Consider the following 12,605-nt stretch of genomic DNA (forward strand, 5'->3'; position numbering starts at 1 on the left):
CGCCCGGCGGATCCGGCGGGCGGCCGCGCTGCGCGGCGCGCTTAATCCGTGGACGGGGCCGGCCCGCGCGGTTAGCCTGCGGATCGTGAACAGCCCCGAGTCCTCAAGACGCTAGCCACCGGGCGTCGTCCGGTGGCTCCTCGCACTGCCGTTTTCCGGCCACGACGCCGCCCTCGGGCCGCCGTCGCGCCGGTGCGCGTTCCCGCGCCGTCACGTCGAGGTCTCCTTCCACCACCGGACCGCCCGTTGAGGCAGGTCTTGTCCATGCGGTAGCCGGGGCTGCCGCCTCCTCGACCGGTCCCGCCGAGCGCCGTCGGTCCCGCCGACGGCGCTCCTCGGCCGTGCCGGTCCACGGTGTGGTTGCGGAGATCTCTGATGCCCTTCGTCCTCTACGTGCTTGCGCTCGCGGTGTTCGCGCAAGGCACGTCCGAGTTCATGCTGTCCGGGCTGATCCCGGACATCGCCGCCGATCTACAGGTGTCCGTCCCGGCCGCGGGCGCGCTGACCTCGGCGTTCGCGGCCGGAATGATCGTCGGGGCGCCCCTGATGGCGCTGCTGAGCCGGCGTTGGCCGCGGCGGCGCGCCCTGCTGGTCTTCCTGGTCGCCTTCCTGCTGGTCCACGTCGTGGGGGCGCTGACCACGAGCTTCGCGGTGCTGCTGGCCACCCGGGTGGTGGCGGCGCTGGCCAATGCCGGCTTCCTGGCCGTGGCACTGGCGACCGCCGCCGCGCTGGTCGCGCCCGACGCCACCGGCCGGGCCACCTCCGTGTTGTTGGGCGGCACGACGCTGGCCTGCATCGCGGGCGTGCCGGCCGGTGCCGTGCTGGGGCAGGAGTGGGGCTGGCGCGCGGCGTTCTGGGCGGTGGCGGCGGTGTCGGTGCCGGCCGTCCTCGTCCTCGTGCGGTCGGTGCCGGCCGGGTCGACGGGCGACGTTGCGGCCGGTGGGACGCCCGGGGGCCCTGGGGTGCGGGCCGAAGTGCGGGCGCTGCGCCGGCCGCGGCTGTGGGTGGCGTTGCTGCTGGGCGCGCTGGTCAACGGCGCCACGTTCTGCACCTTCACCTACCTCGCACCGCTGGTCACGGACGTCACCGGGTTCGGGGCTGCCGGGGTGCCGGTGGTGTTGGCGCTGTTCGGGCTGGGGTCGTTCGCCGGTGTCACGGCGGGCGGGCGGCTGGCCGACCGGCGGCCCCGGGCGGTGCTGGCCGTCGGGGGCGCGGCGCTGTGCGTCGGCTGGGTGGCGTTCGCGCTGACGGCCGGGAACGCGGTGGCCACCGTCGGGTGGGTGCTCGTGCAGGGGACCCTGTCGTTCGCGGTCGGCTCCACGCTGATCGCGCAGGCGCTCCACGCGGCGGTCGAAGCGCCCACGCTGGGCGGCGGGTTCGCGACCGCCGCGCTGAACGCGGGCGCCGCACTCGGCCCCTGGTGGGGCGGTCTCGCGCTCGCCGCGGGCTTCGGCTACCGCGCGCCGCTGTGGGTGAGCGCCCTGTTGGTGGCCGCGGCGCTGTTGGTCGGCGGTGCGGCGGAAGGGGTGCGCCGGCGGGCGGCCGGCGGTGCCGGGGAGGTGCCGGCGCCGGCCGCGTGACGGGCGTCGGTGGCCCGCGTCACCGGACGGCCGCGTACTCCCGCAGGCGCTCCAGTTCGGCGGCGACGTCGGTGAGGGTCGCGCAGTCCGGGACGGGTCGGAGGGCCGGCGGCGGGGTGCCCGGCGGGCGGTGGCCGGGGGCCGCCACCGCGTCGGCCGTGGCGGCGAGCGCCCGGCAGAGGCGCTCGGCCTCCTCCGGGCCCGGGCGCCGGGCGCCGTGGTCGAGGCGGACGGCGCAGGCGGTGGCGGCGTCGACGATGCGTTCCACGGCGGTGACCACGGTCAGCCAGTCGGGGCCGGGCTCCCTGGACGGGCGGAACTCCGCGGCGGCGGTCTCCGCGGCGGCCCGGGCCTGCGCCAGCGTCCGGTAGGCGGCCCGGCGCAGCGCCAGCCGTCGGACGGCCACGGCGGTGGGGTCGGCGGGGGCCGCCGGCCGGGGTTCGAGGACGTGGCGCAGGAAGCGTTCGGTGCTCCGCAGCGCCTCGGTGACCCGCGGGCCGACCCGGCGGCGCGGATCGGCGAGGCGCGGCAGGTGTCCGACGACGAGCACGAGCGCGCACGCGAGGGAGGTGTCCACGATGCGCTCGGGGGCGGCCTGCGGGGCGCCGCCGACGTGCACGAACGAGAGCACCATCACGGTGATCGCCCCGGTCTGCAGCGCGAAGTGCCGGGTGGCGAACGGCAGCAGCGCCCCGCCCGCACCGGCCATCAGCGCCGGCCACCAGCTCCCGACGAGCAGGGTCCCGGTCACCGCGAAGACCAGCACCCCGACGGCGGTGCCGGCGAAGCGGTTGACGGTGCGGGAGAACAGCGGGCCCAGGTCGGGCTTGACGAGGAAGGTGACGGTGGCCGGCAGCCAGTACCAGTGGTCGGCGCGCAGCGCCAGCGCCACCGCGGTGCTGGCGCCGATGCACAGGGCGACCCGGAGTCCGTAGTCCCGCGCCGCCGGGCCGAGTGCGCCGTGCTTGCCCCCGGCGCGTCCGGCGCGTTCCGGCGGGGTGTCGGGGCCCGCTGCGGGCCGGGGCAGCGGCCGGTCCCGGTCGAAGGCGACGGCGGCGTCCAGGAGCGCGTGGTCGAAGGCGCCGCGGGCGGCGGAGCTGTTCTCCGGTGCGGCGAGCCGGCCCGGCGACCGGCCGGTGCGCAGCGCCTCGGCGAAGCTGCGGGGGCTCGCGGCGACCCGCGGCGGCAGCGGTCGGGCCTCCCACAGCAGCGCGACGCTGGCCTCGCAGAGCGCGGTGGCCGCGGCGAAGCGCTCGGCCAGCAGGAGTTCCTCGGGGCGTGCCGGGCGGCGCAGCAGCCGGTCGGTGAGCCGGCGCAGCCGCAGCGCCTCGTCGGCGCGGTCCAGGGCCGCGGTGAGCCGGCGGCGGGCGGGTTCCGCGCCCGGGCCGCCGACCGCCGCCAGGGCGTCGGCGAGCGCGTCGAAGACCGTGGCGACGGCCGCCCGCTCCCCGTGCAGCGGTCCGCCCACCGGGCGCGGCGGCCGCAGGACGAGCCGGAGCAGCAGCAGCCACAGGCAGCCGGCGAGGACGGCGAGGGCCTTGGTCCAGGGCGCGCCGGGCAGCGGCATGCCCGCGCCGAGGACGGTGGCGGCGAGCAGCTGCATGGCGGCGGTGGACCGCACCGGCCCGGCCACGCTGCCCGCGCCGGAGACGAAGCCGACCGCGCCGAGCGCCGGCACCACCCACCAGCCGGCGTCGGCGGCCCGCAGCGAGGCGCCCAGCAGCATGCCGAGGGCCGCGGCCAGCGCGGGCAGGCCGATGTGGACGATGCCGGTACGTCGGGTGCCCGGGCGGTCGTTGACGCCCGCCAGCATCGAGCCGAGGGCGACCAGCACGCCGGGGGCCGGGTGGCCGGTGGCGATCCCCGCGGCCAGGAGCGGTCCCGCGCAGAGGGCGCCCCGGGCCACCGCCGCCCAGGGCACGGGCAGCCGCTGCCAGCGGAAGGGGTGGGCGAGCCAGGCGGGCACGGCGCGCCGGGGGCGGGGCATGGGTCTCCTCGGGCGATGGCGGGGCGGGATGCGGGGCGCGGCCACGGGTGGTCGCGGGCGGATCCGAGGGGCGTCATCGGCCGACGGTGCCGGGGGCCCGGCCGGTGGGGCGGGAGGCCGGTCCACCGGGGGCCCCTCCAGCCTACGGTCCGGTGCTGTCCGGAGTGCTTCCGGAGGGTTACGCGAAGATCACAAGTGGACAAGATCACAGGTGGAAGGGGCGTGACGGCAAGGGGTTCGCAGGACGACGGGCCCCTCGGGCGCCAAAACCCAGGGCGTCGGGTGGGCGGGTAGGAGGGAGGGGGCCGGCCACGGCCCCGGCACCCGGCGGGACCACATCAGCAGGCAACCGGACCTCAGGAGGACGCGGAGATGACGCAGCGGCGAGCGGTGGCGACGGGCGGGGCGTCGGCCCCGGAGATATGCGTGGTCGGCGGCGGGGTGATCGGCCTGACCTCGGCGGTGGTGCTCGCGGAGGCCGGGTACCGGGTGCGGGTGGTGGCCCGGGACACGGCCGGCGACACCACCTCGGCGGTGGCCGGCGGACTGTGCTGGCCGTACCGGATCCAGCCGTACGCGGACGCGGTGCGCTGGTCGCTGCGCTCGCTGGAGGTGCTCGGCGAACTGGCCGGGCGGCCGACGCAGACCGGCGCCCGGCTGGTGACGGGCACGTTCGCGAGCGAGCCCGCGGCGGACGGCGGGGACGCGGGCCTGGAGGCGGGGCTCGACGCCTGGTACGCCGCGCTGCCCGGGCTGCGGCGGGCCCGCGCCGGGGAGTTGCCCGCGGGGTGCGGCGCGGGGTGGCGGGCCCGTACGCCGCTGGTGGACATGCCGGTGCACCTGGGCTACCTGGAGCGGCGGCTGGTGGCGGCCGGCGGCACGGTGGTGGCGGGTGCGGTGGCGTCCCTGGCCCAGGCGGCCGACGGCGTCCGGGCGGTGGTGAACTGCTCCGGGCTCGGGGCGCGGGAGTTGGTCCCGGACGCGTCGGTGCACCCGGTCCAGGGGCAGTTGGTGATCGTGGAGAATCCGGGCGTCACGGAGTGGTTCACCGCGGCCGACGCGGGCGCGGAGGACACCGCGTACGTGCTGCCGCAGCCCTTCGGCCTCGTGCTGGGCGGGACGGCGCGGGAGGGGGCCTGGTCGCGGGAGCCGGACCCGGCGGTGGCGGCGGCGATCGTGGCGCGGTGCGCCCGGTACTTCCCCGAGGTGGCGCGGGCCCGCGTGCTGGCGCACCGGGTGGGGCTGCGGCCGGCCCGTCCGGCGGTGCGGCTGGCAGCCGAGCGGCTGCCGGACGGGACGGCGTGCGTGCACAACTACGGGCACGGGGGTGCGGGGGTGACCGTGTCCTGGGGGTGCGCGGACGAGGTGCTGCGCCTGGTGCGGGCCGAGTTCGCGCCGGCTCAGGGGTCGACCGGGGTGCCGACCGCGACGTGATGGTCGGCGCGCGCGTCCAGCAGCAGCGGGACCAGCGCGCGCAGTGACTGGCGCAGCGGGACGGTGGCGCCGCCGTCGCCGTCCCGCCGCCAGTGCACGCCGTGTGCCGCCAGGACGGGTGCGACGCGGGCGAACGGGGCCGCGTCCAGGCGGTAGGCGCGCGGCGGGTGGGTCAGGATGCGGTCCGCGGTCGGGGGGTCGTTGTCGGCGCCGCCGAGGTAGAGCGGGCCGCGGTCGGCCAGGCCGGCGGCGCGGGCCGCCGCGGTGGCCGCCTCGATGCGTTCGCGGTGTCGGTCCAGGAAAGTGAACAGCCCTTTCAGGCCGGCCAGTTGGGAGGCCACCCGGCGGCGGTGGGTGCGCGCCGGGTCGGTTGCGGCGGTGGCGTTGGCGGCGCTTTCCGGGCGCCCGGGGAGCGGGTCGACGCGGGTTTCCACCAGCAGCCCGACAGAACCCTTGATCCCGGCGGTGTTGCGCAGGATCCGCTCCTGCCCGTCGCCGGCGACCTGTTTCACGGGAGCGCCGGTGACCGGGTCGGTCCAGATGCCGTAGACGCCGGTGCTGAAGCCGGCCGCCCGGACGGCGGGGCCGACGAAGTCCTCGGACAGCGCGGTCGACTCGTGGTGGAGGGCGGCCGCGGTGTTCGGGTTGCGCGGCCACAGGGAGAGCAGGTCCTTGACGTAGTAGGGCGCCGTGGGGGTGTATTCGTGCAGGTCGTAGACGGTGTCGGGGCGGTGGTCGCGGAGCACGGCGGCCATCGCGCGGGCTTCGGGCGTGGTCAGCGCGAGGTGGTCGCGGTTGACGTCGGTGCCGTCGGCGTTGCCGCGGGTGTCGGCGGCCCGGCCGTCGGGGTTGGCGGTGGGGACGACCAGGACGCCGGTGCGCGCGAGGAAGCGCCGGGTGGCCGGGTCCTGGGCCAGGGCGAGGTCGCGGACGGTGGTCAGGCACGCCTCGCGGCCGGCGGGCTCGTCGCCGTGCTGCGAGCAGATCAGCAGCACGGAGGTGCCGCGTCGGGCGGCGGCTCCCGCGGGGGCGGCGGCGCCGAGGCGGACCAGGCGGAGCGGGCGGCCCTGGACGGTGGTGCCGATCCGGTCGATGCGCACCCGCGTCGCGGCTCCCGGGGCGCGGGCGACGGCGGCGAGGAACGCGGTCTCCTCCGGCTCGCTGGTCCAGCGGGCGCCGTGGCTGACCTCGAATCCCGTCCGCGGCCCGGGCGGTGACACGGTCCGGGCGGACGGGACGGGAGCGAACGCGGCGGTGAGGGCGGCGGCCAGCGCACCGAGGACGAGGCCGCGGGGGCGGAACGGGCTGCGGGGTGCCACGAGGGTGCCTCCGGGTGTCGGCAGCGTGGGTGGGGGCCGTCCCGTGGGTGCGGGACGGCCCCCGGCCGGTCAGTCTCCGTGCGGCAGTCGGCTCGGGGACGTCGGCGGGGCGATGCCCGTGAGGGCGGTCGCGGACGGGTGGACGGCCGGCGGGGTGCCGGCGGTGGCGCGGGCGAGGGCCGGGGCGCCACCGGTGAGCGGCAGCCGGGCGGCGGTGCGGGCGAGGTCCAGGGTGAGCGTGGGGCGGGAGGCGGGCGGGTCGATGAGGTGGGCGTCGGTGCCGGCCACGATCAGCGCGAGCCGGTGCCCGGCCGGCACGACGTGGTCACTGGCGGCGAGTTGGAGGGTGAGGGTGTAGGGCTTGCCGGGGGTCAGCGGGTGGCCGTGCTGCGGGTCGGTGGCGTGGCCGAGATCGGCCCAGCCGCGGCTGAAGACCGTGAAGCCGACCTTGCTGGTGTCGGCGGCGGTCTCCTTGAAGCAGCCGGTGTCACCGGTGGTGCCGGCGCCCCAGCAGGTGCTGTTGCCGCGGGTGACGATGCCCTCGCCGTCGCCGCCGTAGTTGCGGATGGTGTCCGGGCCGAGGTCGACGAGGACCGCGCTCAGGTGGGCGCTGGTGGTGCTGGGGGTGGCGGTGACGGTCACCGTGCCGGCGCCGGAGAGCCGTAGCGGCGCGGTCAGCGGGCCGGTGGTGAAGCCGGCCTTGGCCGGGGTCGCGCGGTCGATCGCGGCGGACCAGTCGGCCTCGCCGAGCTGCGGGTCGTCGGTGAAGGACGCGGTCTGGCCGGCCGGGGTCGGCCGGGTGCCCAGGACGCCGACGCCGGCGGTGGTGCCGGTGCGCGGGTGCAGGGTGACGTCGGCGGTGCCCGGTGCCGGCCACCGGGCGTCGGTGCGCCAGGTGTCGGGGGCGCGCTCGACGTCGGCCATCGGGGCGCGCTCGATGCCGTTGTCGTAGCCCATCAGGTAGTGGTCGAACCACTGGTGGAGGGTGCGGACCCAGTCGGCGCGGCGGTAGTCGAACGGGTCGACGTGGCCGGTCTGGGAGAGCCAGATCTTGCGCTGCACGCCGTGCCGGGCGAGCGCGTCCCACCACTGGCCGAAGTTCTTGGTGCGGACGTTGAGGTCCTGCATGCCGTGGACGAGGAAGACGCTGGCGCGGACCTTGTCGGCGTGGCGGACGTAGTCCCGTTCGGTCCACAGGTCGGTCCAGTCGCCGTTGCGCGGGGCGCCGTCGACGAGCTTCTTCTGGACCGCGGCGCAGTTCTTGTGCGCGCCGGGGCTCTCGACGGCACTGGCGAGCCCGTCGGGGCCGCCGTCGTAGAGGGGGGCGCCCTGGGCGAAGTAGTAGTCGTACCAGGAGGAGATGCCGGCGATCGGGACGATGGTCTTCAGGCCCGGGACGCCGGTGGCGGCGACCCCGTTGGCGACGGTGGCGTCCCAACTCTTGCCGATCATGCCGGTGTTGCCGTTGGACCAGTCGGCGGTGACGGGTTTCCCGCCGCTGCGGGCGGTGTAGCCGCGGGCCCGGCCGCCCAGCCAGTCGACGACGGCCTTGGCCGACTGGACGTCCGAGCGGCCGCCGACGTCGATGCAGCCGTCCGAGCGATTGGTTCCGGCCAGGTCGACGAGGACGGTCGCATAGCCGCGGGGCACGAAGTAGTTGTCGTAGAAGAGCGGGAACTGGACCGGGCGGCCCTGGGCGTCGTAGGTCTTCTTCTGGCTTTCGTTGCCGCGTCCGCAGCAGGAGTAGTAGGGGCTGGCGTCCATGATCACGGGTATCCGGCGGCCCTGCCGGGCGGGTTCGGCGGGCCGGACGATGTCGGCCGCGACCCGGTCGGGGTGGCCGTCGCCGTCGCCGTCGAGTCCGGTGTCCACCCAGACCGTTTCGCGTACGGCGTGGGCGTAGGAGTAGACCGGCATGCTCTCCCCGGGGGCGGCGGCCGCGCCCGCCGCGCCGGGGACGGCGACCAGGGCGAGGAGGGCGAGGACGGCGGACAGGACGAGGGTCTTCCATGGGGGGTGGGGGGTTCCCGTGCGTATCGTCACGGCCGGACCGTAGCGCGGGTCAACTCCCGTGCAGAAGGGGTCCGTCCGGGGCGCGTGTCGGTGAGATGTCGGTCATGTGTCAGATGTGGCCATGGACATGACGCGGGCGGGGATGCGTACATAGGCTCCGTAACAGATCGACCTCCCCTACGAGTTGGAGGACTCGTGCGTCACAGACTCCTGGTCCCGGGCGCGGCCGCGCTCAGCCTGATGCTGGCGATCCCGGCGTCGGCCGCCGACTTCACGCCGGGTGCCCCGGGTGCGGGCGACAGCTACTACCCCGAGAGCGGCAACGGCGGGTACCGCGTCTCCCACTACGACCTGCGGCTGAAGTACCAGCCGGCGACGGACCTGCTGGAGGGCACGGCGACCCTGCTCGCCCGGACCACGCAGGACCTCTCCCGCTTCAACCTGGACTTCGGCCTGAAGGTCAGCGAGATCCGGATCAACGGCAAGAAAGCCACCTTCGCCACGTCCGGGAAGCACGAGCTGGAGGTGACGCCGGCCACGCCCCTGGAGAAGGGCAAGGACGTCAGCGTGGTCGTCCGCTACGCGGGCAAGCCCTCCGAGCTGAAGATCGACGGTTTCACCGCCTGGGCCCGGACGCCGGACGGCGGCGTGGTCGCGCAGGAGCCCGAGTCCGCGGTGTGGTGGTTCCCCAGCAACGACCACCCCACCGACAAGGCGACGTACGACATCTCCGTCGCGGTGCCGGACGGCACCCAGGCGCTCAGCAACGGCGTGCTCACGTCGAAGTCCTCCAAGCTGGGCTGGACGCGCTTCAACTGGCGCTCGGACAAGCCGCAGGCGACGTACCTGACCACGCTGGCGATCGGCAAGTTCGACGTCACCACCGACACCACCGCCGACGGCCTGCCGGTGATCAACGCGGTCAGCCCGGACCTGGGCGCGAACCTGGGGGCGGCGCGGGCGAGCATCGAGCGCACCGCCGAGGTCACCGAGTGGCTGGAGGGCGTCTTCGGCCCGTACCCGTTCAACTCGGTCGGCGGCTACGTCCCCAACGTCCCGGCCGGGTACGCGCTGGAGACCCAGACCCGCCCGTTCTACGGCAAGAAGGCGTTCGACAAGGGCGCCAACGTCTCGGTGGTGGTGCACGAGCTGGCGCACCAGTGGTACGGCGACAGCGTGTCGCTGAAGGGCTGGAAGGACATCTGGCTCAACGAGGGCTTCGCCGCGTACAGCCAGTGGCTGTGGTCGGAGAAGGAGGGCGAGGGCACCGCGCAGCAGCTGGCGGACTACACCTACGCCCAGCACCCCGCCGACGACCCGTTCTGGACGGTGAAGCCGGGCGACCCGGGCCCGGACAAGCAGTTCGACTCGGCGGTCTACGACCGGGGCGCGCTGGCCCTCCAAGCGCTCCGCAACAAGGTCGGTGACAAGGTCTTCTTCGACCTGCTCAAGTCGTGGCCGACGGAGCACCGGTACGGCAACGCCGCGGTCGGGGACTTCGTGAAGTTCGCCGAGAAGAAGTCCGGGAAGCCGCTGGCCGACTTCTTCGACACCTGGCTGTACCAGCCGACCCGGCCGGCCGCCGGGGCGGGCGCGCGGGCGTTCGTCGCGCGCGGTCCGGTCGCCCAGCCCAAGTCCTGGAAGCAGATCCAGGCCACCCACGAGGTGCACGCCGGTCACTGACCGGCAGCGGCGGGCGGGGTCCGGCACGTCCGGACCCCGCCCGTCCGCGTCGCTAGCGGGCGGACGCCCGGTGTGACCGGCGGGCCCGGCGGGCGATCGGCATGAACCGCACCCGCTCCGGCAGCAGCGGCACCACCAGGCGCACCACCCGGCCCAGACGGCGCAGCCGGCGCTCCTGCGCGTCGGTCCAGGGCAGGCCGATGGCCCGCCGGGCGTCCGGCGGCATCAGCCCGATGGTGACGAACCGTCTGAAGCGCGCGAAGCCCGGGAAGAGCACCGGCCAGACCAGGCGCAGCGACAGCCGCACCCACCAGGGGCCGCGGTCCGGGGCCGGCAGCGGCCGGTCGGTGGCGGTCAACTCCCGCACCACCGCGGTCTGCTCGATCTCGGTGTCGAGCACCGCGCGGTAGTACGGCCAGAACTCCTCGATGGTCTGCGGCATGTCCCGGTCGTGGAGGCCCAGGATCCGGCCCACCTGGAGCCACTCCGCGTACAGCTGGCGCTCCTGCGCGGGGGTGAAGGGGCGGCCGAGGTAGCGCTGGGCGTGCCGGAAGACGGGGTAGCCGGTGGCGTGCACCCAGGCGTAGTAGGCGGGGGTGAGCGCGTGGTACCTGCGGCCGTGGGCGTCGGTGCCCTGGATGGACCGGTGCAGCTTCCGCAGCCGCCGGCCCTCCTCGACCGCGGCGGGCCCGCCGTAGACCCACAGCTGGAGCGAGGTCAGCGACCGTTCGCCGCGCCCCCAGGGGTCGGTGCGGAAGACCGAGTGGTCGTCCACGCCGGCGCCCACCGCGGGGTGTGCGACCTGCATCGTCAGGGCCGCGGGCAGGGTCAGCAGCGATCTGACGTCGCCGACCAGCGTCCACAGCACCCCGCCCGGCGGCGGGGGTTCCGGCTCCGTGCGCTCCGTGTCCGTGCGTAGCGTGTTCATACGCTTACGCATCATACGGTGGCTCCCAGCGGGCGGCGGGCCCGCGGGTCGGTGCCGGGCCGGTGGGTGTTCCAGTAGGCGAGGAAGAGCGACGGGGCGATCCGCAGCGGCGGCGGCACCAGCGCCATCAGACAGCGCACCACCCGGGCGAGCCGGCGCAGCCGGCGCGCGTGCCGGGCGCTCCAGGGCAGTTGGAACCGCTCGCGCAGGACCGGGGGCAGCGCACCCACGGTGACCAGCAGGGCGTAGCGGGCGGCGAGCGCGGCGAACGGCCGCCAGAGCACCGCCGGGACCCACCACACCGGCGGCTTCTGCGGCCGGGCCAGCTCCGCCAGGACGTCGCGCACCGCGTCGTTGAACTCCAGGCGTTCGGCCACCATCCGGTCGTAGTAGGCGCAGAACGCCGGCCAGTCGGGTGGCAGGTGGTGCTCCTTGAGGCCCCAGACGCGTCCCACGTCCCGCATCTCGCGGTAGTACTCCGCGGTCTGTGCCGCATTCAGCCCGGGGCCGAAGAGCCGCAGCGCCTCGACCGGGCCGCGGACGAGGGTGGCGTGCACCCAGTGGTACGCCTCGGGGTGCAGGGCGTGGTAGCGGCGGCCCCGGGCGTCGGTGCCCTGCATCCGGCGGTGCACCTCGATCAGGCGTCGGGCCTCGGCGGTGGCCGCGGCCTGTCCGCCGTAGATCACCGTGGCCAGCGAGCCGACCGTGCGCAGCAGGCGCTGCCAGGGCTCGGTGCGGAAGGTCGAGTGGTCCGTGACGCCGGCGCCGACCACGGGGTGCGCGACCTGGAGCAACAGCAGTTGCGGGGAGGTCAGGAACGCCCGGGTGTCGCCGAAGTGGCGCCAGGCGACGCCGCCCCGGCGCGGCGCCCGGACCTGCGCCGGGGGCCGCTGCGCCGGGTCGTCGAAGGGGGTGTCGGCTGCTGCCACGGTGTCCCTCCCGCCGCGTCACTGAATCCGTGTCAGCAGTGTTGACGCGGCTCGTGAAACAAGTCAATAGTCCTTGTAACATTGACTCACTCCCTCGGGAGGTCCTTGAAATGGCTGCGAGAGCACGTGAGTTGAGCCCCCAGGGACGGACGCACTGGAAGCGCACCGCCGTGATGCTGGTGCCGGGGGTGGCCTGCGTCGGCGCCGTGGTGATCGCCCTGGCGCAGGGCGCGATGGCGGCGTCCTTCGCGGTGTCCGGCAAGAACTTCAAGGTCTCCGCCGACGAGATCACCGGCCGGGGCATCTCCAGCTTCCCCTCCTCCCTCGGCAGCGCGGACGGCACCGGCCACCCGGTGCTGCTGGCCGGCATCGAGTCCGGCACGGCCCGCGGGGTCTGCCTGTCGATGAAGCAGCGGCTGCCGCTGGTCGGCGAGGTCTCGCTGCTGGTCCGCTCCGGCGGCGACCGGCCCGTCAGCGGCGAGCACCTGGTGGTCGACGCCGACGCGCTGACCAGCAGCGGCGGCCGGGTGACCGGCGTGCAGGCCGGCCGGGACGCCGGCACGCTCACCGGGGCGCCGGGCGTCAGCGGACCGCGCGGACTGTTCGGCGTCCAGGCCGACACCGCGCTGGCCCGCGACGTCAAGAGCACCGCCTGGGCCTCCAACGGCGGGTCGCTCACCCTCGACAAGGTCGAGATCGAGCTGAGCCGCACCGGCAAAGAGTGCTACTAG

Annotated in this window: 9 protein-coding genes; 4 read left to right on the plus strand and 5 right to left on the minus strand. The window is 75.6% G+C overall.

What is annotated here, in order from left to right; translation table 11 throughout:
- Window positions 1–375 precede the first annotated feature (375 nt).
- The gene (locus ABD385_RS02490) at window positions 376–1,581 is read left to right on the plus strand and encodes a Cmx/CmrA family chloramphenicol efflux MFS transporter (RefSeq protein WP_344573165.1); all 1,206 of its coding nucleotides are present in this window, start codon (window positions 376–378) and stop codon (window positions 1,579–1,581) included.
- A gap of 19 nt (window positions 1,582–1,600) precedes the next feature.
- On the opposite strand, the gene ABD385_RS02495 is transcribed toward ABD385_RS02490, so the two are convergent.
- The gene (locus ABD385_RS02495; protein WP_344573167.1) at window positions 1,601–3,568 is read right to left on the minus strand and encodes an FUSC family protein; all 1,968 of its coding nucleotides are present in this window, start codon (window positions 3,566–3,568) and stop codon (window positions 1,601–1,603) included.
- A gap of 372 nt (window positions 3,569–3,940) precedes the next feature.
- Here ABD385_RS02495 and ABD385_RS02500 point away from each other — a divergent pair, with 372 nt between their 5' ends.
- Window positions 3,941–5,002 (plus strand): FAD-dependent oxidoreductase, encoded by a 1,062-nt coding sequence (locus ABD385_RS02500; protein WP_344573168.1) that lies wholly within the window; start codon window positions 3,941–3,943, stop codon window positions 5,000–5,002.
- Here ABD385_RS02500 and ABD385_RS02505 read toward each other — a convergent pair.
- Window positions 4,969–6,321, minus strand: coding sequence for a M14 family metallopeptidase (locus ABD385_RS02505; RefSeq protein WP_344573169.1), 1,353 nt, complete (start codon window positions 6,319–6,321; stop codon window positions 4,969–4,971). The genes ABD385_RS02500 and ABD385_RS02505 overlap by 34 nt on opposite strands.
- A gap of 69 nt (window positions 6,322–6,390) precedes the next feature.
- Window positions 6,391–8,364: a Xaa-Pro dipeptidyl-peptidase gene (locus tag ABD385_RS02510; RefSeq protein WP_425585332.1), complete on the minus strand. Its 1,974-nt coding sequence runs from the start codon at window positions 8,362–8,364 to the stop codon at window positions 6,391–6,393.
- Between the two features lie 210 nt (window positions 8,365–8,574).
- On the opposite strand from ABD385_RS02510, the gene ABD385_RS02515 reads away from it, so the two are divergent.
- Window positions 8,575–10,017 (plus strand): M1 family metallopeptidase, encoded by a 1,443-nt coding sequence (locus ABD385_RS02515; RefSeq protein ID WP_425585343.1) that lies wholly within the window; start codon window positions 8,575–8,577, stop codon window positions 10,015–10,017.
- A 52-nt stretch (window positions 10,018–10,069) separates the two neighbouring features.
- On the opposite strand, the gene ABD385_RS02520 is transcribed toward ABD385_RS02515, so the two are convergent.
- Together ABD385_RS02520 and ABD385_RS02525 are read right to left on the minus strand one after the other, a co-directional pair.
- Complete coding sequence (locus ABD385_RS02520; RefSeq protein WP_344573172.1) at window positions 10,070–10,960, minus strand: oxygenase MpaB family protein; 891 nt, start codon at window positions 10,958–10,960, stop codon at window positions 10,070–10,072.
- Window positions 10,957–11,874: an oxygenase MpaB family protein gene (locus ABD385_RS02525; protein WP_344573173.1), complete on the minus strand. Its 918-nt coding sequence runs from the start codon at window positions 11,872–11,874 to the stop codon at window positions 10,957–10,959. The genes ABD385_RS02520 and ABD385_RS02525 overlap by 4 nt, the downstream gene beginning before the upstream one ends.
- Before the next feature lie 110 nt (window positions 11,875–11,984).
- Here ABD385_RS02525 and ABD385_RS02530 point away from each other — a divergent pair, with 110 nt between their 5' ends.
- Complete coding sequence (locus ABD385_RS02530; protein WP_344573174.1) at window positions 11,985–12,605, plus strand: DUF6230 family protein; 621 nt, start codon at window positions 11,985–11,987, stop codon at window positions 12,603–12,605.

This window comes from Streptomyces lunalinharesii, assembly GCF_039532155.1.
Taxonomy (GTDB): domain Bacteria; phylum Actinomycetota; class Actinomycetes; order Streptomycetales; family Streptomycetaceae; genus Streptomyces; species Streptomyces lunalinharesii.

Excerpts from the sequence above, each read along its gene's own strand:
- ABD385_RS02530 (WP_344573174.1), top strand. The coding sequence starts at position 11,985 with ATGGCTGCGAGAGCACGTGAGTTGAGCCCCCAGGGACGGACGCACTGG.
- ABD385_RS02520 (WP_344573172.1), bottom strand. The coding sequence starts at position 10,960 with ATGATGCGTAAGCGTATGAACACGCTACGCACGGACACGGAGCGCACG.
- ABD385_RS02500 (WP_344573168.1), top strand. The coding sequence starts at position 3,941 with ATGACGCAGCGGCGAGCGGTGGCGACGGGCGGGGCGTCGGCCCCGGAG.
- ABD385_RS02495 (WP_344573167.1), bottom strand. The coding sequence starts at position 3,568 with ATGCCCCGCCCCCGGCGCGCCGTGCCCGCCTGGCTCGCCCACCCCTTC.
- ABD385_RS02515 (WP_425585343.1), top strand. The coding sequence starts at position 8,575 with ATGCTGGCGATCCCGGCGTCGGCCGCCGACTTCACGCCGGGTGCCCCG.
- ABD385_RS02490 (WP_344573165.1), top strand. The coding sequence starts at position 376 with ATGCCCTTCGTCCTCTACGTGCTTGCGCTCGCGGTGTTCGCGCAAGGC.